We start from the raw sequence: 21,127 nt of genomic DNA on the forward strand, positions 1-21,127 counted from the left end.
AGCCGCAGCGCCGTAGCCGGCGGTCACCACGTGCCGCAGGCTCCGCCGGCGGCAAGGCCACTGGCCGTCGGACAGGCTTCGCAGACTTTCGGCCATCGGGCCCCGGTGTGGCGCCGGCTGCGCGGAAGCTGGACGCATGACGGAGACGAAGATGTTCGCGCTGGTCCTGTATCCGGGTCTGACGCCGCTGGATCTCGTGGGTCCGCTGCAGGTGCTGTCGGCGCTGGCGGCGATGAAGCCGGAGTACGAGGTGGCCGTCGTGGCCGAGCACACCGGCCCGATGCAGACCGACACCCCCGTGCGCCTCGCCGCGAGCCACCGGTTCGAGGACGTGCCGGAGCCGTTCGCGCTGCTGGTGCCGGGTGGCCAGCTGCCGACGATCCGGGCGATGACCGACGAGACGCTGCTCGGCTACCTGCGCAGCGCTGCCGACGGGGCGCAGATCGTCGGTTCCGTCTGCACCGGTTCGCTGCTGCTCGGCGCGGCCGGGCTGCTCGACGGCCGCAAGGCCACCACGCACTGGACGTTTCTGGAGGTGCTGGCGGGCTTCGGAGCCACACCGCAGACGCGCCGCTGGGTGGAGGACGGCAGGGTGGTGACGGCCGCGGGCGTGTCGGCCGGCATCGACCTGGCGCTGCACCTGGTCGACCGCTTCGCGGGCGCCGAGGTGGCGCGGACCGTCCAGTTCGTGATCGAGTACGACCCGCAGCCGCCGCTGGGCGCGCTGAACTGGGACCAGGCGCCGCGGGCGGAGTGGGCACCGCTGCGGGACTACGCGCTGCGGGAGGGCCTCGCCGGCCACCCGGACCTGTACGAGCGCCTGGCGGGCCGCTGACCTGCGCGTTCGTTGATCCGGACCTGGCTGCACGGCCACGAATCGGACACGGTAGGCTGTCAGCCATCACCTTCGAACGAGGGCGATGGCCGGGCTGTGGCGCAGTTTGGTAGCGCACTTGACTGGGGGTCAAGGGGTCGCAGGTTCAAATCCTGTCAGCCCGACCGGCAAGAGGCCGTCTACGCAGGTAGGCGGCCTTTTCTCTTGCCCGGACACGGCAGCGGCCCCGGGGCGTCCAACATTCGTCCAACACACCCGGGGCCGAGATCATCACGCTGCCTTGAGGTCCCGCAGAGCTTTTGTCCTGCGGAGGTCGAGCACGTCGGCCACCTCGTCGAGGCGGTCGGGGAACAGGTGACCGTAGATGTTCAGGGTCATCGCCGCGTCGGCGTGGCCGAGCATCTGCTGAACGACCTTCACGTCGGCCCCGGCCGAGATCGCCAGCGAGGCCGCCGTGTGCCTCAGCTTGTGGGGAGTCAGCCCCTCCACCTTGAGGTTGGCTGCCGCGACGGCGGGGGCGAACTCGCGGGTACGCCAGTTGTGGCTCCGTAGCGACTGGCCCCGTGCCGTGGTGAACAGCAGCTCGTCCTCGCCCCGGCCGTCGACGAGCGGCCGTAGTACCGGAACGAGAGAGGCCGGGAACGAGACGGTGCGTCGCTTGCCGGTCTTGGGCAGGCCCTCATGCTGCACGCCGTTGATCTCGTAGAAGGTCGAGGCGACCCGGATGCGCCGCTTGCGGAGGTCCACCCGGCCGACCCGCAGGGCGGCAGCCTCGCCCCATCTGAGGCCTGTGTAGGCCAGGACGAGGATCAGTGCCTTGTTGATGGCCGCGCCTGCTGTGGGCCGGTCGTACTTGGTGCGCAGCCCGGCCGCCGCATTAGCCAGCCGTTCGACCTGCTCATAGGTCAGGTAGACGTGCTCGGCATCCGCTCGTACGGGGAGCTTGACGCCTCGTGCCGGGTTGGTCGGGATGCGGGAGGGTGTACACCACTCCAGCACCATCGCGAGCACCCGGTACGCGTGCCGTGCCTGCGACGGCCCCAGCTCACTACCGCCGTCCTTTTTGGGCTTGAGCAGCTTCGCGACCCACAGGTCTATGTCCTCGCGGGTGATCTTGTTCAGCGCAAGGTCACCCCAGCGGACGTTGACGTGGTTGTCGAGGAGGCCCCGGTACTTCCACCATGTCGACTTTTTCAGATCGTGTCGGGTCTCCAGCCACTTCTCCGCCATGTCGGCGAAGGTCGCCTTGGCGCGGGCCGGATCGACGTAGGTTCCTGACGCGAGTGACGCTTCCAGCTCGGTACGGCGGTCCTCGGCCCGGGCCTTGTTCGTGACGGCTTCTGACCGGAGCTTGCCGGTGTGGTCGTAGTACATGACCTCCCAGCGCGCCGGAGGCTTCCGCCCCTTGCTCTTGGCCTTGGCGACTGCCTCGCGGTACTTCGCCTTCTTCGTGCGGTCGTAGATCCACACGCGTGCCATCAGACTGCCCCCTGCTGTTCGATCCAGGTGTCGACGTCTTCCATGCGGTAGCGGACGTGCTTGCCGATGCGGCGTCCCTGTGGCCCGTAGCCCTTGGTGCGCCATTGGTAGAGGGTGTTTTTGGGGATGCCGAGGTAGTCGGCGAGGTCATCGATGCTGAGCAGCTTGTTCATGGCGGTATTCCTTGTCGTATTTGGCTTTGCGGTCGTCGCGGATGCGGGCGGCGATGCCTGCGGCGAGTTCGCGTTCGGCGTCGTCGCGGTATCCGGCGCCGTCGAAGCGCCAGTCGTTGACGACGAGCACGCTGTCGGCTTGCTCGGTGAGGCCGAGGCGGTCGAGGGTTTCGGTGAGGCGGTAGGTGCGGCGGTCGCCCCGGATGGTTTTGAAGGTGGTGGAGTAGCGCTGGGACTTGGTGAGGAAGTGGCCCCGGAAGGCGAGCATGTGTGCCCACCGTCGCAGGTTCAGGTCTTCGTAGGCGGGGAGGTTGCCGAGGTCCCAGGCGGTTTGGATCATGCGCCGGTGATGCGGCGAGACGGTGAGGTGGTCGATGTCGCGTTGGGAGCGGATCGGCCGGTCGGCGCCCTGGGTTGTGCCGGTGCCTTTGGTGGCGTATTTGGCGATGTAGGCCGCCAGGCGGGCTTCGCTGATCTGGCCGTGGTCGTCTTCGAGTTCGGCGGTGGTGGCGGGGGCGATGGTGCGCACATCGACCTGCTCACCCCACCGCAGTCCGAGCACTACCCCGTCCGGCCGGGGCACCTCCACGAGGACGTGTGCGGCGGCGGCGTGGACGGCGTCGGCGAGGAGTTCGGGGGTGGCCCAGGCCGGTGCGGGGTCGGTGGCGCCGTCGGGGCCGTCGAGGCGGATGACGGCGTGGAAGTGGACCAGGCCGCGCCGCTGGTATTCGGCGACCTTGCCGTAGGACAGGCGGGCGTGGTCGGCGAACTCGCGGACCCGCAGGCCGCCGCGTTTGGCGATCTCCCGGCGGAGCCGCATGGTGAAGCGCTGCCAGAGCACCCCGGCGTGCGCCTGCCACAGCACCGCGCCCACATAGTCGTAGGACTCGGGGTGGAGCGGGGTGCCGAGGCGGGTGTCGGCCTCATGGTGAGTCTCGCCGCAGCCGCAGGGGATCCGCTTCCCGCGTGCACTGGTCCTGGCCTGGTGGACGGGGCCGAAGGACGGGGCGGTCAGGGTGACGAACGCGCGGGGCCGCTGGGTGACCGTGTCGGGGATGCCTTTGGTGCCGCCGACGAGTCCGGCCCGGACGAGGTGGAAGGCGTCGGCGGCGTAGCGGTCGGAGCAGGCGGGACACACGGTGGCGCGGCGGTTGCCGCAGGGGGCGAAGATGTCGCCGCCGTGGTGGTGCAGCACCCGGCCGGTGTCGGCGTCCTGGAGCTGGTGCGCCCCGGACAGCCGGATCGGGCGGGCGCAGCCGTTGACGGCGTGGACCTTGGCGCGCCAGTCGGCGTAGCCAGCGGCGCGGACGCGGTGGGCGAGGCGTTGTTCCCACGTCAGCATGCAGAAGCCTTTCGGTTGGTCAGCACACGCAGGAGCGGGACACGACCAGGCGTGTGGCCGTGTCCCGCTCGGCAGCAGGGGTGATGCAGGATGGGGTTAGGTGGTGACCGGGTGCCCGTTGCGCGGGGCGTAGTCGTCGAGAATCCGGCGCGCCACGTCCTCGGAGACCCGCACCGCCCGCCGAATCTCCTCCGTGGTCACCTGCCGCCCCTGCTGGTGGGCGTCGGCGATGAGGGTGTCGATACGGGCGGTCAGCGCGGCCGGAAGCTTCAACCGCGGAGCCGCTGCCGGTGTCGGCGCAGCCGGGGCCGGTGTGGGTATCGGCTCGGTGGCGACCGGTGGGGGTTCGGCCGGCGCTGGTGCCGGGGCAGGCTCGCCGGTGGCTACCGGTGTTGGTGTGGGGGTGCGGCGCATGAGCAGTTTGACCACGACGAGGAACCCGAGGGCGGGCATCGCCGCGACGAGCCATCCGGCGGGGCTGGGTTCGGCCAGCGCGACTTGCGCGGCCATTTGGACGCCGAACCCGGCGACGAGCACGGCCATCGGAAAGGTGAGTTTGCGGGTGGTGCCGGTGCGGTGGTCGCGTTGGACCTCGAACCCGGCGACGACGACCATGCCCTCGATCACCACGGCGGTGGCCCAGGCCAGCCAGCCGGTTTGGCCGTGGTGGCTGGCCCACTCGTGGGTGTGGGTGAACCCGGCAGCGGCGCCGATGCCGCCCAGGATCACGGCGACGAGGATGCGGATGGTGTCCACCAGGCGTGACGGTCGCCGGGGACTGTCCGTGGTGGACATGACGGTCTCTCCTTTCTTAGTGGGGTTCGGTGCGCCAGCGGGCGGCGTGGCGGCGCCGTTCGTCGGCTTCGTCCTCGTGCAGGCGGGCGAGCTGGTCGCAGTACTCGGCCAGCCGCTGCCGGTGCCACCGTTGGGTGGCCGGGTCGAGGTCAGCCATTTCGCTGGTGTAGCGCAGGAGATGTTTGCCGTACTCGGTGTGCAGGGCGGTGATCTGCTCCAGCGGCAGCACATCCGCGTCGATGTCTGCCATCACACCCGTTCCCGGCGGATGTCGGTGATCTGGTGGTGGTGCCCGGTGGCCTGGGTGCGCCACTCCCGGAACAGCCCCACACTCACCACCAGATAGACCAGCGCCGTTACCGTGGCGACGGGGGTGAAGGCCCAGAAGGTGGTGAGGGTGGCGTGTTCGATCACCACGGCGAGCACCGTGACCAGGGTGAGTTTGGTCCAGGTCCACAGGAAGGCCAGGGTCAGCATCGTTGGGTTCCTTTCCGGCTCAGGCCACGACGCTCAGGTGCCCACCGCCAGCGGCACCGGTGCGGACGAAGGTGACGAGCTGGTCGATCTCGGTGTCGTTGACGTAGGCCGCCCGCACCCGCAGCGGCACGCGGGAGCGTTGCCGCAGGACGAACCCGATCCCGGCGGTGTCCTCGCTGTTGGGGATCTCGTCGGCGATCGCGCCGCGCAGGCGGGCGTTTTCGCCCAACACCATGTCGACGTGCGCGGCGGCGGTGACGCGCAGGCAGATGCGGATGGTGAACAGTTCCCGGATCGGGACGGTGTCCTTGGTGGGTTCCTGCACCATCGCGGTCATGGCGTGCCCGGTGGCGCGGCCCTGCGAGCCGACGATGGCGAGCTGGCGGCGCAGGTTGCGGCCGAGGGCGCCGTCGCCGTAGGCCAGCAGCGCCCCGATCTCGTCCACGATCAGCAGGTTCAACGGCGTCTCCCGGGACACGCTGATCTTGCGGGTGCCGGTGTCGGCGAACCGGCGTTGCGTGGCGCGCAGGTCTTCCACGTACTCGTCGACCAGGTCCGAGCAGGCTTGTTCGGTGTCGGCGTAGCGGTGCGCGATCGGCGCGAGCTTGGTGAACTCGAGCTGTTTGGGGTCGCACAGCCACAACCGGACCAGCCCGTCGCGGATCAGCGGCGCCAGCGCACGGAGCTGGGACATGGGGATGGAGTTCTTGCCCGAGCCGGTGGTCCCGGCGACGAAGGTGTGCTGGCCCAGCACCGGCAGCCGCCAGTCCGCGCCGAACTCGGTCTCCCCGACATACAGGTTTTTGAGGTCCACCGCGCTGGGGTCTTCGGGCATGTCGGGGGCCTCGATGACCTCGGTGAAGGGCTCGGCGCGTTCGATCACCAGGCCGACGACGCCGGGTTTGATGCGTTCCACGGCGATGCGCTCCACCCGCAGCGCCTCCGTCAGCTCCGGTAGGCGGGCCTCGAACTGGCGGGCATGCTGCCCGGCCGGGATCCGCAGCCACAGGCTGTCCACGGTGGGGGAGTAGGAGCGGACGCGGATGATGCGGGGGAAGCGTTCCTCGCCGGTTTTGCGGTGGATGGTGTAGAGGTCGCAGGCCCGCAGCGCGGCATGCCAGCGGGGGCCGACATAGGCCGACCAGCGGCGCCGCCAGGCCCGCAACCTCGGTGCCGCGTAGTGGTCGAAGGTGGCGGGGTGGGCGCGGTACCAGGCGCACAGCCCGGCCGCCGTGCCCCCGACGATCCCGCCGGTGGTCGTCCAGCCCCACTCCAGCCCCGACGCCACGGTGACGGCCGGAGTGAGCACGGAGCCGGGGTGGCGGGCGGTCCACAGGGCGGCCTTGACCTCGCGGCCCATGCGGCGTTTCGACTGTGGGGTGTTCATCGGTGTGGGTTCCTTCCAGACACACGCGAGACCGGCCCCACACCCAGATCAGCGGGTGGTCGGGGCCGGTCTCGCAGCCGTTGGTGATGGTGATGAAGTTGTGCTCGGTGGTGCGGGTCTAGTCCTGGATGGCGGCACTGGCGTCCTGCAGCTCGGCCGACAGGCGGCCCACGGCGCGGGCGGCCCGATCGTGGTGGCCCTTGAAGCCCTCCCGCCGCACCGGGATGCCGTGCATGGCACGTTTGAGCTGGGTCATCGCCGCACCCAGGTCGTCGAGCACCCGGTCCACCTGATGCGCCACGATCACAACCTCCAATCCCGGGAGATGAGCTCTCCCTCGTACTTGCGGGCCACCGCCCGCATCCGGTCCAGCTCATCGAACGCCTTGGCGCGAAAGCCGCGCAGCTCGTCCGGGGTGGCCACGGTGAACCCGCCCGGCATCGCGTCCTCATCCAGGGCGTCGATGAGCGTGTCGATCTCGTCGAACTGCTGGGCCACCAGATCCATCGCCGCCACAAACGTGGCGTAGTTCTGCTGCGCCCGCCGATTCAGCGCCGGAATCTGCATCCCGTTAGCTCCTTGCTCGTGTCTGTGTCGCGGTCAGCAGGTCCAGCACCGAGGTCAAATCGGCGGTGAGGAAACGGACCGCATTGCCGACCGCCGTGCGGGTCTCGCGATCCGGGCCACTCGCCACGAACCGCCGATACTCCGCCTGCGCGGCCGTGATGATCGCCTCGATCTCCCGCATCACTCAGCCTCCGTTCCGGATCACCTGCTGGGCGTGGGCCAGGCCCTCACAGAACCCCGCCTGCCACGCCAGATCACTCGTCGGCTCCGCGAGAGCCTGTTGCCGGTCGCGTTCCAGTCGCGACGCCCAGCGGCGGGCCAGCCGGGCCACCTGCACCGCTCGCCCGCTCACGCCGCCGCCCTCCTATTCGTCCAGGTGATGCCGCCCAACCCGAGCGCCAGCGCCAGCACACCGGCCCAGGGCATCGCCACCGTCAAACACCCCACCAACACCAGCAAAAACACATACGACATCATGTTTTCCTCCCCTTTCCGCTACATCGGCCATTGAGCGCCGCACACCGTGCACGTCGCTATTCCCGCCGGGGACAGCCAAAAATTCGCCGAACACACATGACCGCCCACCGTCACGCACCCCGATCCCGAACACGTTCGCATTCCTGGCAGCGTTTCTCGCCCCACGAGATCCACACCCACTCCCACTGGCCCGCCTGGGCGGCCGCGCCGCACAACCCCACGACGTGCCCGTCCCACCAGGAGTGATACGCCAACAGGTGAATGACACTCTCGTCCATCACGCACCCCGCTTCGGGCCAGTGGGGTTGTAGGTGCACAACCCGCCCCGCACCTTCGTGCTGGTCATCGCCGATCACCTCCGTCATCCTTGATATCGATCCACAATTCACGATCCATTTCCCTCACTCCCTTCCAGACACGTGTCTGTTGAAGCTTGTGATCGTGGTGAAACACCAAGACCCCCGGACAAAAAAACAACCCGGGAATCAAGGCGCGCCACCACAATAAGGCGCGTGTTTTTGGCATGGATCGGCCCACTCTGGAATTGTCAATCACCGAAAAAGCGCGCTGGCCCGACTCGAACCGGGCCGCCTACCTCACTAGGGCAGCGCTCCAGGGTGCTTCCTGTGCGGGACCGGGGCAGACCGCGACCGGTCACCCACCGGCCACCGCCACCGGGCTCAGGCGGCGGACGACAAACCGCCCTGCCCGGCAGGCTTGAGACCAGCAGCCCGGAAAGACATGCCCGAGGTCACGTTGCCCTGGCTGTCCTTCATCGCCCACGGCGAGGCCGTCGCGTCGATCAGCTCCACATACGTGCCCTCTTCGAAGCCGTCCCCCGGGTCAGCCGAGAGCGTTACTTTGATTTCCTCGCCCTTGCCCACCGGCCCGCCATCCGGGCGCGGGCGGCGCTTCGCGAACAAGGCCACCACGAACTGCTGCACCCCGTGGAAGTCCGTGGCCGGGACCAGCTCCCCGTCGTCGTCCTTGCGCATCTTCAACACCGGCGCCTCCGACACCATCAGCTTGTAGCCGCTCAGGTTCACCGGGATGTTCCTCATGTCGCCCTCCAAAGGTCGCGCTTGAATTAGAACTATCTCTATTGAACACTCCTGCGCATCGTCTGTCAATAGAGAAAGTTCTAAGGGTCTAAGTAACGCGTTTGGCCTGGTAGAGATAGACTTATTGACCACGAGAGGAGGTGGACCATGGCCACCGGCTACCGCGAGCTTGCCGCCGTACTGCGGGACGAGATCCACGCGGGGAAGTACCAGCCGGGCGACACGCTGCCTAAGCAGGACGAGCTTGCCGCCCAGTACGACATCAACGTGAACACAGTCCGCAAGGCGGTGGGTGTTCTGGAGGCCGAGGGCCTGGTGACGGCGGTCCGCCGCAAGGGGACCGTCGTCCGCCCGCGTCCACCGATGAAGCGGCTCGGCACCGACCGGTATGCCAAGAGCAAGTGGAAGTTCGGTCTTGTCGCATTCGCAGCCGACCGCGAGGCATCCGGGCAGGCATGGAAGCGAGACGACCAAACCAACACGGTGCGCAAGGCCGTCGCCGACAACGACATCGCCGCAGCGCTACGTATCGATCCCGGCACCGAGGTCTACGAGCGTGCACGCCTGGTCAAGCAGGACGGCAAGCCGACGCACATGCTGACGAGCTACTACCGGCCCGAGGATGTCGAGGGCACGCCCATCGTTGATCCCAAGCCGGGAACCGCGACCCCAGGTGGAGGCTTCGCCGTGCTGACTTTGCAGGGTCTGGAGCCCGACCACATGACGGAGACCTTCCACGCCCGGATGCCGACGCCCGACGAGGTCGACGAGCTCGAACTCCCGGCGGGGGAGCCGGTCGTCGTGCTCCACCGGACCACGTTCACGGCCCAGAATGTGCCCGTCGAGTTTGCGGTCGGCGTGCATGCCGCGTCACGCTTCGCCTGGACCTACAGTTTCAAGATCCCGGACTGAGAGCAAAGGGCAGAGCCGTGACGACGAACCAGACCGACGTGTGGACACCCGCCGTGCGTGCCGACGTCGAGACGTTGTGGCGTTTCCACCGGGTCGACGACGAGCTACGACCGGTGGACGTGGCCGTCGGGCTCGGCAGTCATGACGGGGGAGTGGCGGTATATGCCGCCGAGCTGTATCACCGTGGCCTTTTCCCTCTCGTGGTTTTCACCGGAGCCAACGCGCCGACCACCGTCGAGCGGTTCCCGCGAGGTGAGGCCGTCCACTTTCGCGACATCGCCAGGGAACACGGCGTCCCGGGCGCGGCGATCCGCATCGAGACCAGGGCCAGGACGACCGTCGAGAACATCAACTTCACCCGCGAACTCCTGGCCGCCGAGGGCATCTCGCCGCGTTCGGTCTTGCTGATCTCCCGGCCGTACCAGCAGCGCCGGGCGCAGGCAATCGCCGCGAAGCTTTGGCCCGACGTGGAGATCCTGTGCTCCGGGGCACAGCAGGACCTCGCCACCTATGTCGACTGCATCGGGGACCCCGACCGCGTGGTGAACATGCTCGTCGGCGACACCCAGCGACTCGAACTCCAAGGCCAGTCCGGCGAGATCCACCCCCAGGAGATCCCCGCCAACGTCCGGGCCGCCTACCAACGCCTCATCGCCGCCGGATACACCAGCCGCCTCATCCCCGCGCGCCGGTAGCCGGACCGGTCGCCGTGACAGGTGTGTTCAGAGTTTCTTTTCTTGTTCAAGGCGGCGCCTGCGGCGCCGCTCGGCCGCAGCCTCTCTTGCCCCGGCCGAGCCTGCGCGGGGCGTGCGGCTGGCGCCGGTCCCCGCGCATCGGCCGGGGCCGAGGCAGGCCGAGACAGCCGAGGCCGCATTGCCAAGAAGAAGAGAACATGTCCTCGCCGGACGGGCAGGCTCCGGGATGGCCGGGGAACGTCGGCGCGGTGCGGTTGGCGGGGTGGGCGCTTGGTGGTCATCCCGTCGCCTGACTGATGGCTATCACACCGCGCCGGAACCGCGAGCCTGGCAGGTTCGGCCGGCGGTTGGCGAGCAGAGGTCGCGGCCCCAGCACGGCGTGATCGAGACGCCATCAGGCGACGGGATGGCCACCAAGCTCACGGTGTGCGAACCGATGTAACGTCCAGTCCGCAGTCTGCGACTCAGTGTGCATGAGTTGCCCACGTGGGGGATGGCGGTACTTGGTGCCCGTATCGTTTCCGGGTTCTCATTTCGGAAGCTCGCGCCACTGTGGGATAGATCTAACCCGGTTTCTTCAAGAATTGGACTAGCGTGAAAACAATATCTTTCTTCAACCACAAAGGTGGCGTGGGTAAAACGACCATGCTTTTCAATCTGGCCGTTGAAATGGGTGTGCTAGGTAAGCGTGTTCTAATGGTCGACCTCGATGCACAGGCCAATCTTACTGCGATTTCTCTGCAGGATGCAGAATTAGAAAATATTTTTGATCCGGACAGTGACAATTTGACAGTGGCACACGCCTTCGCTCCACTCGTGGGCGGTTCTGGGGATGTTACGCCGCCGCCATCGGTCGAAGTCAGGCCCGATGCCGTATGGATATTACCTGGCGACATAAGGCTCTCTGACTATGAAAGCATCATGCCTGGGGCGTGGACCGAAGCGTTGGCGGGCCAGGAGCGCGGGTTTCGTGTAACGAGCGCGCCTTACCGGCTGATCCAGAACATTGCCGAAACGGTGAACGCCGACTTCACTTTTGTGGATCTTGGCCCCAATGTGGGTGCCCTCAATAGGGCAGCTTTGCTCGCCAGTGACTACTTAATTGTTCCAATGGCTTCTGACTTGTTCTCGTTGAGAGCTCTGCCGAGTGTCGGCAAGAGTTTGACGACCTGGATTGGGCAGTGGAAGACCGCGCGATCCGTCGCCCCGGAGCTTTCCTTTGAGTTGCCAAAAGGTTTGCCAAAAGTGCTGGGTTATGTTTCCCAGCAGTTCAACGTATATCGCGGCGAGGCAACGCAGGCGTTCTCTCGCTGGATAGATCAAATGCCCGAGAGGATCGCGCAAGGATTACTTGAACCGCTTTCAGTTCACGACGATGGGCGTGGAGGCTCGCTCGCGGACCCGGCGGCCAGCTCTGGCGCTAAGGTCGGGGATTTGAAGAACTTCCACAGCCTAGTTCCCCATGCTCAGACCTTGCGGAAGGCGATCTTCGAGCTGGCTGCCGACGAGGTCGTTCGGGGCGGCCAGGTGACGAGGGCGAAGGCAAGTGAAGAGCAGTTCAAGGCGCTATGCGAGAACGTGATCGCCAGGGCCGTTTGAGTACGCCTCGGCAGTTGCCCCGGCACCTCCGAGGCATGTCAACCGTTGACCGTCGATCAGCGTTGCCGGTCGCAGGTCGGCGGTCGGCGGCATGACCAACATTCGCCCAATATCGCACCGCCAAAGGACCATCAACGTCGAGCAACGACGGGGACGATTTCGCAGCTCAGCCGGTTGTCATGCCATGGTTCGGCAGGTCGCTGACTCGCCGAATAAGGTCAAGGGGTCGCAGGTTCAAATCCTGTCAGCCCGACGGTCGTGATGAGCCCGCTGGCTCTGGGTGTGAGCCCAGGACGGCGGGCTTTTTCGTGCGCGCTTGAATCGCGACGAGATGCCGGAGACCGAGGAACCTGCTGATCCGTGGTCGGCTCTGCTTTCGGAGCAGGAGCTCGTCCCGGTGTACCTGGCCTCGCGGTTCGCGGCGCCGTACCGGGTGATCGTCGACGTCCTGCTGGCCGAGCAGGACACGAGCCTGACCGGGTTGTCCTATGACGAGGGCGTGGCTGATGGCGGTCGCCACGATCATCGACCGAAGTCGCGGTGTCGCAGGGCGGTGAGTCCGGCGCAGACGAGGACGGCCGCCAGCACCACTGTCGTCAGGATTGTGGAGGGGCTGAATGGCTCGCCTGCCAGGGTGTTGGGCAGGTAGTGGAATGGCTCCAGCGGGGTTCCGCCCCACACGTTGTAGAGCGGTCCGGCGATCTTGCCGAGTACGGCGGTCCAGGCCCAGACTGCCCACGAGATCGGCACGGCGTACCGTGGCGTCAGCGCGTATGCCAGGAAGCCGACCGCCGCGATCAGCCACGCGGCCGGGACACAGCTCAATGCGGCCACGATGACCCGCCCCAGCGGGCCCGGGAGTTCGGCCGTGAACAGGCCGTAGCAGAAACCGAGGACCAGCCCGGTCAGCGCGAACAGCGCGGCTGTGCCGAGTGCGGTCACGTACAGCTGGCCGGCCGCCCACCGGACCCGGGTCATGGGGGTGCCCGCGGCCAGCTCGGCTCGGCCCGAACGTTCCTCGGCCCGCAGCCGCGCGATCATCAGTACCGGGTAGATGCTGATGACGTGGGCGAAGAGCAGGATGCCGGCCCACAGAAAGAAGTTGACGTAGTCGCCGGCGCTTCCGTCACCGCCGAAGCCCTGCTGGAGCAGCCCGAAGCTGTCCGGGGGCAGCGCGTCGATGTCCGGAACGATCGTGCCGACCCCGGCTGCGCCGATCGCGAACACTCCGGTCCCGATCGCCCACTTCGTGAACAGGCCGCGGTGCAGCCGCCAGGACAGCCCGGCCGGACCGCGCAGATGCGGGGCGGTGGCGCGTCCACGGCGTTCGGGGAGCAGACCCTCCCCGAGGTCACGGCGGTTGCTGAGCAGGTAGGCGATGGCCAGCAGTACCGCCACGATCCCGGCGATGACGGCCAGCATCCACCACCTGTCGTACCGGTATGGCTGGACGGCGTGGATCCATCCCATCGGTGAGATGTACGTCATCCACGCCTGGCCGCTCGCGTCGCCTGCGTAGCGCAGGAGGTAGGCGATGGCGAGGGCGAACAACGTGATGGCCCTGGCCGTGCGGGCGTTCCGCCCGATCTGGGCGGCCACGGCGGCGATCGAACCGAACACCAAGCCGGCCGCGGTGATGGCGGCGCCGTAGGCCACCGAGCCGACCGGTGCCAAACCGACCCCGATCTGTGCGACCGCGGTCAGCGCACCGGCGACCAGTGAGACCGTCGCGGCCACCAGCAGGGCTGAGGTCAGCGCGGCGAACCGGCTCACCAGACCCGACCGGAGCAGCTCGGTCCGGCCCATGTCCTCGTCGGCCCGGGTATACCGCACGACCGCGAGCAGCGCGGCGATTGCGGTGAGGAGGTAGAGGAAACCACCACTGCGCCACGCGGTCATGAACCCGCGGTCTGCGATCACCGAGTCCCCGCCGCCGAGCGCGCGGAAGAAGGCGTTGTCGTTGATCGTCTCGGCGTAGGTTGCCAGCACACTCGGCGTCGGCATGTTCCGGTCGATGTAGGAGACCATCGCCAGGCCCAGGCCCACCACCGCCAGCAACCACCACGGCGCGATGGTCCGCTCGCGGCGGAAAGCCAGCCGCGCCAGGCGCCGTGTCCCCGCCAGTACGTTCATCGCGCCGCCTCGGTCGTGCCGCCGTAGTGCCGCAGGAACAGTTCCTCGAGTGTCGGCGGACTGCTGGTCAGTGCCCGCACACCCTGCGAGTCGAGGAAGCGCAGTGCCGACCCCAGCGCCGCGGCGTCCACGTCGAAGTTCACGACGGTGTCGTCGCCTGTCCCGCCGTCGATCCGCAGGTCGTGGACGCCTTCCAGATCGGCGAGGCCAGCTACGGGTCCGGAGAGCTCGGCCCGGATCGAGGTCCGGGTGAGATACCGCATCTCCGCGAGGCTGCCGGTGTCGACGGTCCGGCCGTCCCGGATGATCGTGACGCGTTCACACAGCGCCTCGACCTCGGCGAGGATGTGGCTGGACAGCAGGACCGTGCGGCCGTTGTGCTCCTGTTCCTCGCGTACGACCTCGCGGAACACGATTTCCATCAGCGGATCCAGCCCCGACGTCGGCTCGTCGAGGATCAACAGCTCGACGTCGGAGGCCAGCGCGGCGATCAGCGCGACTTTCTGCCGGTTGCCTTTCGAATAGGCCCGGCCCTTGGTCCGCGGGTCGAGGTCGAAGCGCTCGATGAGCTCATCCCGCCTCGACGTGTTCACCCGTCCGCCGCGTACCTGCAGGAGGAGGTCGATGACCTCGCCCCCGGACAGTCCGGGCCAGAGCGTCACGTCGCCTGGCACGTACGCCATGCGTCGATGCAGCTCGGTCGCGTCGCGCCACGGGTCGCCGCCGAGCAGCCGGACCGTGCCCGCGTCCGCGTGCAGCAGGCCCAGCAGGATCCGGATCGTGGTGCTCTTCCCCGCGCCGTTCGGGCCCAGGAAGCCGTGCACCTCGCCCGGCTTCACACTGAGGTCCAGCCCGTCCAGCGCCCGGGTGGTGCCGAACGTCTTGACCAGTCCGCTCACCGAGACTGGATCAGTCACCGCGAGCCCTCCTTCCCTTTGTCGGAGCCGCTGCCCTCGGGTAGGCGAGCCCGGAGCGCGGCGGCCTCCTCCGGGCTGAGCCAGGGATGCGAGTAGAGGTCGAGCAGGATGCGGGCGAGCAACCCCTGCCCCTCCGTGCTGAACACGTCGACGCCGAGACGTCGGGAGACGTGCTCGTAGAGCACAATGACCGCGAGCGCCATCGCTGCACCCACCGTGGCCCGCGCCTCCCGCGGAACCTCCGGCGGATCGGCGCGCCGCTCGTCGAGCTCCGCGACCCACTCCGCGCTCAGGTCGGCGAGCGTGTCGAAAAGCGGTGCCACACGGCCTTCAACCAGTGCTCGCGAGAGGTAGCTCCGGTATGGCGCGAAAATCGACACCGCGACGGTCAGGTAGTTCGTCTCGCTCGTGGCCATGCCGGCCCGGACCTGGTCGTTGAGGCGTGCCAGCGCTCTGGCCAGATACGCGTCGCACTCGTCACGCAACGCCTCCTTGGAGCCGAAGTGGTGACGCACCAACCCCGACGACACACCTGCGAGATCGGCGATCCCACGGATCGTCGCCCGGTCGAACCCTTGCTCACCGAACAAGCGAAGCGCGGCGTCCCGGATCCGGGCACGAGCGGTGAGATCCTCCGGATCCGGCTGCATGACCGCCCTCCTCCTACCCGCATGTACACCATACTATCCACCTGAGAGGTATACTACACATGCGTGTAGTAGCCGAGAAGAGTCGGGTTCCGCCCCGCGCTGGACGCCGCTTCGCTGCGTCGCCTCGTCGACCTGCTCGGCCGACAACTACCGGCAGAGCACACGGCCACCGGGGTTACGAGACATCGCTTAGCGTGCTGGCGTTACGCCTCACGGGCCTGTGCCGTGTTCGCTGATGGCATTCCTCGAGGACGCACATCGGCTCGGCATACTGCGTCGCGTCGGCAGCGTCTACCAGTTCCGGCACGCGTTGCTGCGAGACAGCCTCGCCCGTTCCCGTCAGAACGAGCTGCTCCAGAGGCGGGAGGGACGCAGGAGTGCACAAGGGGAGGTCGTCCTCGACGTCGGCGAGCTGCGGCGCCGCTACCCGAACCCGTCGATCTCGGCGGCCAGCCGCATGATCGCGAGTGGCGCACGAGCGCCACGGCGGCTTCGCCGACCGGCCCGGCGGACTCCGGCGCGAGCGCCGTGGCCACGGGCCACTCCCGCACCCGACGACGGTAACGCCGCCCGGCCCACCACAAGCCAGGGCGTCGAAGCGGGTCTGGTGGTTTCAGCACACTCCCGTGTCAGGGGTTTTGCGTCCCTGGCGGCCGGTGTTGCGTTGGTTGGGATCTGGTTCTCACGGTGGGTTGTGTCCTCGCCGGACGGGCAGGTCGACGGGATGGCAGGGGGCCCACCGGTGGTGGGCTCGCGCCCCCGGCCGCGCGGCCGGCCCGGCCAAGGTGTGTGGTCACCGCTAGCCTTCGGTCGCCGCGGCGAGCTCGGCTCGTTTGCGGGGCAGGGTGCAGCCGCTCCAGATCCACAGACCGGCGAGCGGCGCGGTCACGACGGAGATGCCGACGGCCTGCCGGATGTGCCGGGATACCTCCTCGACGCAGTGGTCGACCCACTCCTGCTGGGCGGGGTACTTGTCGACGCCGAGCTGCTCGCCGTAGGGGACCGCGTCGAACAGCGCTGGGGAGCCGCAGGATCCCTCACGCGGCGCCGGTTCGTCGACCGGGACGAACGTGAGCACGATCGCCCAGATCCATCCGGTCAGCGTCAGGCAGCCCGCGGTGATCGCGACCCCGAGGAGGAGCCGGTAGTCGGTGATCCTCACCTTGACCTCACGCTCGGACATCTCCGGCATGCCTCTGCTCCCTTCTCGTGAACGCGTAATAGAATCTGGATTCTAGAACATGAGACTAGGAGCCGTGGATGATCAGCTATGGTCCGGGTGAGGTGTTGCGGTGGCTGTACCGCAGGCGTGGTCCGGTGGTCCGGTTCGGGTTCGGCGCGTTCCGGTACGTCTACCTGCTGGGGCCGGACGCGAACCGTTTCGTGTTCGCCAACAACGAGTTGTTCGAGGTGGGGGCGGCGTTCGCCGGGCTGGTTCCGGTCGACGGCGAGACCTCGCTGATCGTCTCCGACGGGGAGGACCACCGGCGCCGTCGGCGGCTGGTCCAGCCCGCCCTGCACCACCGCCAGATCGAGCACTACCTGGAGACCATGGCGGCGTGTGCCGACGAGGTGATCGACAGCTGGGCGCCGGGGCAGGTGGTCGACGTCTACCAGGCGTTCCGCGGCGCGATCCGGCAGAGCACGCTGCGCTCGTTGTTCGGCGCCCGGATGGCCGCCGACGCGGAGTTCTTCGGCGCGGAACTGCAGGACCTGCTCGACCTGGTGGACCGGCTGCCCGAGGCCATCCGGTGGCACCGCGCGCTGCGCACACCGCTGTGGCGGCGGGCGATGCGGGCCAGGGAGCGGGTCGATGCCCGGATCCACGCTGAGATCGACCGGGTGCGCACCCACGGCGCGGACACCGACGACCAGGTGCTCGCCATGCTCGTCCGCGGCCGCGACGACGGTGGCGGGCTGACCGACCAGGAGGTGCGCGACCAGGCGGTCACGCTGATCGCCGCCGGGTACGAGACCACGAGCGCCGCGATGGCATGGGCGGTCCATGCGCTGCTCACGCACCCGGACTGCGCGACGCGGGCCGCCGAGGAGGTGCGCGACGTGCTGGGGGACAAGCCACCCGCCGCCGACGACCTGGAGCGGCTGCCGTACCTGCGTGCGGTGGTCTCGGAGACACTGCGGCTCTGCCCGCCCGCGGTGGTGTCGGCGCGGAAGGCGGTGCGGGGTTTCGAGTTCGCGGGCAAGCGGGTGGCCGCGGGGGCGATGCTGCTCTACAGCCCGTACGTCACGCACCGCAGTCCCGAGGTCTACGAGCAGGCGCTGGAGTTCCGCCCGGAACGCTGGCTGCCCGACGACCCCGGCTACCGGCGCAGGGGACCGCACGAGTTCGCCCCGTTCGGCGGCGGCCCGCACCGGTGCATCGGCTCGACCATGGCCACCACCGAGCTGACCGTCATGCTCGCGCGGTTGCTGGTGCGGGCGCGGCTGCGGCCGGTCAGCCGTTCGGTGCGCGCCACCGGGTTCGCGGCCATGCGCCCGCGCGGCGGCCTGCGGACGACGGTGGTGGCCACGCGCTGAGCCTCACCCCGCGGCGGCGAGTGCGTGCAGGCTGGCCTCGGTCGTGATGTGTTCGAGCACCGGCGGTTGCGGTGTGCCCTCCAGCAGATGCACGTGGACCGCAGCGTAGGGCAGGTGCATCAGGGCGAACCGGGCCGCGTAGAGCCGGTCCGGGGTGGCCGCGCCGTACCGGCGCTCGCAGTGGTCGGCCAGCGCCGCGGCGACCCGGCCGTCGACCGTGGACATCCGCACCGCCAGCTCCTCCGGCCAGTCCTCATCGCCCTGCCGGTTCCAGTGCTCGGCGACCAGCCGCCCCTCGCCGGGGCACTCCCGTGACCAGGTCAGCATGTGCCGCACGACCCGGCCGACCGCCTCGTCGACGTCCGGGTGGTCCAGCGCGTCGAGGAAACCTTCCTGGAAGCGGAGCACCGTGCGCAGCCACAGGTGAGCGATGAGCACCGACTTGGACGGGAACCGGTGGTAGATCGACCCGGTCGGCGCACCGAGCCGCCCCGCGATGCGCCCGATGGTCAGCGCGTCGAGTCCCCCGTCCGGCAGCACGTCGAGCGCCGCGTCCAGGATCGCTTCCGCACTGAACCTGGGTGGACGACCCACCTCGACCCCCTCATCGTTTCCGGGAACCCGTTCTAGAATAGCGGTTCGCCAAGGTCGTGCAGTGTTGTCACACATCGACCACTCTTCGTACTTCTTTTGAAGACGTCAGCCAAAAGAAAGTAAGACCAGTGAAGGCCCAGGCGCTTTTGCCGTTTTGGCGGAAAGGTCCTCGATGGGCACGACCGGGGTCCGGCTCGGGTGGATCTTCGAGGAGGAAGAATGCTCTTACCATCGCGGCGCCGCCGCCAGAGAGGCCTGGCCGGTCTTCTCTGCGTCAACGTCCTCGGCTCGCTCGCCGCGGCCCTGCCATCCCAGGGACCCGGCGTCACGCTGAGCGCGCGCCGGGCAAGAACCGGGGGGCGTATGGGGGCGATCACCCGGGTTTGGCTGGTCCTGACCGGACAGAGCTGGACAGTGCATGATCATCTGCTGGTGCGTTGTCGCAGGTGAAGCGGTTCCTCGGCAGCTCCACTTCACAACCACCAGTGACCTCTACCGTGTCAAGGTTGGTTGACTCCTACTTCGACTAGGCACTTCGAGTGTCCGTGCAGGTCAGCGGCTCTTGTTCCTCCTCAATCTGGCGGGTTGGGACGCGTTCCGCCGGATTCCGGTCGCCGGAATATCGCCATTTGATCTTGGCCGATCGGGGCCGGTCAGTTTGGTCATATCGGGCCTCGCATTTGAGTCCCGTGTACGTGTGTGCGTTCGTGCCCCCGGACCGGCTCGTACTGCATTCACACCGGATTCCGGTTCCCTCCAAGGCGCCGGTGACCTGGTCTTTCGTGTCCGTCTTCCGCTCGACTTGGAGCGCCGTGCGGAGGGGAGCGGACGATGAATGATGTCCGCATGTTCGAGTGCCTGGAGGTGCGCCACCCAGATGGATGGCGGTTTGACCAGGGAGTTCTGACTTGCCGTTTGGTGATCGAGGGCAGTTTCTCGGTCGATCGGCTCGGCGGGCGTATCTGATGGCCCCGACCGATGCTGGGAGTCGTACCAGCCGAGCGCCGTCCCAGGCTGGCCGCGGCCAGCTCGCAGCGGCGGTGGTGTCGGTGATGCTTGGCCTTGCTGTAGCAGGCTATGGGATCGCAGGGTCGTACGAAACGCTCTCTGAGCTGGCAGCTCGTAAGGGCCTGCCGTTGCCTGGTCTCGTGCCTCTCGGCATTGACGGTGGCTTCGTTGGTGTCGTGGCACTGGACCTCGTGCTGACATGGGCTGGGCAACCTATCGGCTGGCTTCGCCAGGTTGCCCGTGCGCTTACCGTCGGCACCGTTGCCGCCAATGCTGCTGCAGGCTGGCCGGATCCAGTCGCGGTGGGTTTGCACACAGCCGCGCCGGCGATGCTGCTGGTCATGGTTGAGGCAGCACGTGCTGTGCTTCTCCGACGGATGGGCCGGGCTAACGGCACTGCGCGCGACTCGATCCCGCTCCTGCGGTGGGTGCTCGCGCCGTGGCGGACGTGCCTGCTTTGGCGGCGCATGGTGCTCTGGCAGGTAGCCAGCTATCGCCAGGCAGTCGAAGCTGAGTTGGAGCTTCGCCGTGCGACGACGCTGCTGCGGGACAGGTTCGGGCGCCGGTGGAGGAGGGCGGCGCCGACGGACCTCGTGTGGATGCTGCAGACGGGCGTCTCGGCTTTCGAGGCTTGTGGTCGCGTCCGGGAGCTCGTCACAGGATGTGACCAGGGCTTGGGTGGTGGCGACGCCGAGAACAGCGGTTTGAATCACCACCCTGCGATCGAGGTGTCCGATCCTATGGCGATGGGTCACCGTGGGGATGGCTCGATGCGTGACGAGCGATTCCAGGACGCCGTGCGGCTCAATGCCGACCATTGGGCGCGGTGGGGACGGCCAATCTCAGCTGAGTCGTTACGGAAGGAGCTGCGGATTGGGGCTTCGAAGGCTCGCGCGTTGGCCCGAGCTGCACGGGCAGCCGATGCTGCGGCCATTCGGGCGGCTGCGCCGATCACGCCGACGTGAGTGGCATTTTTGGCAGGCCGCACGCGGCTTGCTCCGCTGCTCGCGCCAGATATTGGCGATGTCGCCACCCCCCGCCCCCCGCCGCCGAGGCCGCCCACCGCTGGGCCACCAACCATCCCGGGGTTCTTCACGCGTTGAGCATCCGCGACGCTTACCACCACCAGCGCGACATCGCCCGCGAACTGCTGGATCTAGCCGCCCCCGCCACGCACTGACCCGGTCTACCTGCTGAGCATAACCGGTCACGGAGCGGGTGTTGCCGCGAGGAAGGCCAGTCATCGCCGGGGCGAGACCGACCGGATTGATCACAGGTGCTCGTGTCTCCGCGCCGGAGCCGCGTCCAGACCTGCGACACGACGAGGAGCACCGCAGCGAGGGCAGCACCGATCACCCAGGGATCGCGCAGCCACGCACCGAACACGCCCAGCGCGCCCGTGGCGATCAGGACGGGAGCGGCACCAGTACCACGCCGACGCCGAGCGTTGCCAGCACACCCGCTTGTCCGTGGCGGTCGTCGGTCCTC

Annotated in this window: 24 protein-coding genes and 1 tRNA gene; 7 read left to right on the forward strand and 18 right to left on the reverse strand. The window is 68.0% G+C overall.

Translation table 11 applies throughout. From position 1 onward, the window contains the following. Window positions 1-136 precede the first annotated feature (136 nt). Together BAY60_RS18995 and BAY60_RS19000 are read left to right on the forward strand one after the other, a co-directional pair. Entirely contained in the window at window positions 137-835 is a 699-nt protein-coding gene (locus BAY60_RS18995) for a DJ-1/PfpI family protein (protein ID WP_112282228.1), read from the forward strand. A gap of 90 nt (window positions 836-925) precedes the next feature. Beyond that, window positions 926-999 (forward strand) — tRNA-Pro (locus BAY60_RS19000). A gap of 106 nt (window positions 1,000-1,105) precedes the next feature. On the opposite strand, the gene BAY60_RS19005 is transcribed toward BAY60_RS19000, so the two are convergent. The 13 genes from BAY60_RS19005 to BAY60_RS19060 all read right to left on the reverse strand — a co-directional run bounded on the left by BAY60_RS19005 (window position 1,106) and on the right by BAY60_RS19060 (window position 8,593). Then, window positions 1,106-2,314, reverse strand: a complete 1,209-nt coding sequence (locus BAY60_RS19005; protein WP_112282229.1) for a tyrosine-type recombinase/integrase — start codon at window positions 2,312-2,314, stop codon at window positions 1,106-1,108. Next, a complete protein-coding gene (locus BAY60_RS19010; RefSeq protein ID WP_112282230.1) occupies window positions 2,314-2,487 on the reverse strand; it encodes a helix-turn-helix transcriptional regulator in 174 nt (57 codons plus the stop codon). Before BAY60_RS19010 ends, BAY60_RS19005 begins: the two co-directional genes overlap by 1 nt. Further along, window positions 2,462-3,829, reverse strand: coding sequence for a replication initiator (locus BAY60_RS19015; RefSeq protein WP_112282231.1), 1,368 nt, complete (start codon window positions 3,827-3,829; stop codon window positions 2,462-2,464). Before BAY60_RS19015 ends, BAY60_RS19010 begins: the two co-directional genes overlap by 26 nt. 96 nt (window positions 3,830-3,925) lie before the next feature. After that, on the reverse strand, window positions 3,926-4,624 hold the full coding sequence (locus BAY60_RS19020; protein ID WP_112282232.1) for a DUF2637 domain-containing protein: 699 nt from the start codon (window positions 4,622-4,624) through the stop codon (window positions 3,926-3,928). A gap of 16 nt (window positions 4,625-4,640) precedes the next feature. Continuing rightward, window positions 4,641-4,874 (reverse strand): hypothetical protein, encoded by a 234-nt coding sequence (locus tag BAY60_RS19025; protein ID WP_112282233.1) that lies wholly within the window; start codon window positions 4,872-4,874, stop codon window positions 4,641-4,643. After that, a complete protein-coding gene (locus BAY60_RS19030; RefSeq protein WP_112282234.1) occupies window positions 4,874-5,101 on the reverse strand; it encodes a hypothetical protein in 228 nt (75 codons plus the stop codon). Before BAY60_RS19030 ends, BAY60_RS19025 begins: the two co-directional genes overlap by 1 nt. Before the next feature lie 19 nt (window positions 5,102-5,120). Continuing rightward, window positions 5,121-6,488 (reverse strand): FtsK/SpoIIIE domain-containing protein, encoded by a 1,368-nt coding sequence (locus BAY60_RS19035; protein ID WP_112282235.1) that lies wholly within the window; start codon window positions 6,486-6,488, stop codon window positions 5,121-5,123. Between the two features lie 118 nt (window positions 6,489-6,606). Further along, a complete protein-coding gene (locus BAY60_RS19040; RefSeq protein WP_146771035.1) occupies window positions 6,607-6,789 on the reverse strand; it encodes a hypothetical protein in 183 nt (60 codons plus the stop codon). Window positions 6,790-6,791: 2 nt separating this feature from the next. Next, window positions 6,792-7,055, reverse strand: coding sequence for a hypothetical protein (locus tag BAY60_RS19045; protein WP_112282237.1), 264 nt, complete (start codon window positions 7,053-7,055; stop codon window positions 6,792-6,794). Window positions 7,056-7,059: 4 nt separating this feature from the next. Next, on the reverse strand, window positions 7,060-7,236 hold the full coding sequence (locus tag BAY60_RS37180; RefSeq protein WP_170160449.1) for a hypothetical protein: 177 nt from the start codon (window positions 7,234-7,236) through the stop codon (window positions 7,060-7,062). Window positions 7,237-7,239: 3 nt separating this feature from the next. Further along, window positions 7,240-7,407 (reverse strand): hypothetical protein, encoded by a 168-nt coding sequence (locus BAY60_RS37185; RefSeq protein ID WP_170160450.1) that lies wholly within the window; start codon window positions 7,405-7,407, stop codon window positions 7,240-7,242. Then, a complete protein-coding gene (locus BAY60_RS38335; RefSeq protein WP_281272728.1) occupies window positions 7,404-7,532 on the reverse strand; it encodes a hypothetical protein in 129 nt (42 codons plus the stop codon). The genes BAY60_RS37185 and BAY60_RS38335 overlap by 4 nt, the downstream gene beginning before the upstream one ends. A gap of 680 nt (window positions 7,533-8,212) precedes the next feature. Then, window positions 8,213-8,593, reverse strand: a complete 381-nt coding sequence (locus BAY60_RS19060; protein ID WP_112282240.1) for a hypothetical protein — start codon at window positions 8,591-8,593, stop codon at window positions 8,213-8,215. A 147-nt stretch (window positions 8,594-8,740) separates the two neighbouring features. On the opposite strand from BAY60_RS19060, the gene BAY60_RS19065 reads away from it, so the two are divergent. The 3 genes from BAY60_RS19065 to BAY60_RS19075 all read left to right on the forward strand — a co-directional run bounded on the left by BAY60_RS19065 (window position 8,741) and on the right by BAY60_RS19075 (window position 11,799). Next, complete coding sequence (locus BAY60_RS19065; RefSeq protein WP_112282241.1) at window positions 8,741-9,505, forward strand: GntR family transcriptional regulator; 765 nt, start codon at window positions 8,741-8,743, stop codon at window positions 9,503-9,505. A 17-nt stretch (window positions 9,506-9,522) separates the two neighbouring features. Continuing rightward, a complete protein-coding gene (locus tag BAY60_RS19070; RefSeq protein ID WP_112282242.1) occupies window positions 9,523-10,200 on the forward strand; it encodes a YdcF family protein in 678 nt (225 codons plus the stop codon). 594 nt (window positions 10,201-10,794) lie between these two features. After that, window positions 10,795-11,799, forward strand: coding sequence for a ParA family protein (locus tag BAY60_RS19075; protein ID WP_112282243.1), 1,005 nt, complete (start codon window positions 10,795-10,797; stop codon window positions 11,797-11,799). 522 nt (window positions 11,800-12,321) lie between these two features. Here BAY60_RS19075 and BAY60_RS19080 read toward each other — a convergent pair. From BAY60_RS19080 to BAY60_RS36785, 4 genes are all read right to left on the reverse strand, one after another. Next, window positions 12,322-13,932 carry an ABC transporter permease gene (locus tag BAY60_RS19080; RefSeq protein ID WP_112282244.1) on the reverse strand — a complete coding sequence of 537 codons (1,611 nt, stop codon included), beginning with the start codon at window positions 13,930-13,932 and terminating at the stop codon, window positions 12,322-12,324. Further along, a complete protein-coding gene (locus BAY60_RS19085; RefSeq protein ID WP_112282245.1) occupies window positions 13,929-14,849 on the reverse strand; it encodes an ABC transporter ATP-binding protein in 921 nt (306 codons plus the stop codon). Before BAY60_RS19085 ends, BAY60_RS19080 begins: the two co-directional genes overlap by 4 nt. After that, window positions 14,846-15,499: a TetR/AcrR family transcriptional regulator gene (locus tag BAY60_RS38340; RefSeq protein ID WP_112282246.1), complete on the reverse strand. Its 654-nt coding sequence runs from the start codon at window positions 15,497-15,499 to the stop codon at window positions 14,846-14,848. Before BAY60_RS38340 ends, BAY60_RS19085 begins: the two co-directional genes overlap by 4 nt. Before the next feature lie 799 nt (window positions 15,500-16,298). Beyond that, the gene (locus tag BAY60_RS36785; RefSeq protein WP_146771036.1) at window positions 16,299-16,691 is read right to left on the reverse strand and encodes a hypothetical protein; all 393 of its coding nucleotides are present in this window, start codon (window positions 16,689-16,691) and stop codon (window positions 16,299-16,301) included. Between the two features lie 68 nt (window positions 16,692-16,759). Here BAY60_RS36785 and BAY60_RS19100 point away from each other — a divergent pair, with 68 nt between their 5' ends. Then, window positions 16,760-18,037, forward strand: coding sequence for a cytochrome P450 (locus BAY60_RS19100; RefSeq protein ID WP_112282248.1), 1,278 nt, complete (start codon window positions 16,760-16,762; stop codon window positions 18,035-18,037). Between the two features lie 3 nt (window positions 18,038-18,040). Here the strand turns inward: BAY60_RS19100 and BAY60_RS19105 are convergent, their stop codons facing one another. Beyond that, a complete protein-coding gene (locus BAY60_RS19105; RefSeq protein WP_170160452.1) occupies window positions 18,041-18,631 on the reverse strand; it encodes a TetR/AcrR family transcriptional regulator in 591 nt (196 codons plus the stop codon). Window positions 18,632-19,671: 1,040 nt separating this feature from the next. Between BAY60_RS19105 and BAY60_RS19110 the strand changes: the two genes are divergently transcribed. Beyond that, a complete protein-coding gene (locus BAY60_RS19110) occupies window positions 19,672-20,604 on the forward strand; it encodes a DUF2637 domain-containing protein (protein ID WP_170160453.1) in 933 nt (310 codons plus the stop codon). The last annotated feature ends 523 nt before the right edge of the window (window positions 20,605-21,127 follow it).

Origin of the sequence: Prauserella muralis (genome assembly GCF_003202285.1) — a bacterium.
GTDB lineage: Bacteria > Actinomycetota > Actinomycetes > Mycobacteriales > Pseudonocardiaceae > Prauserella_B > Prauserella_B muralis.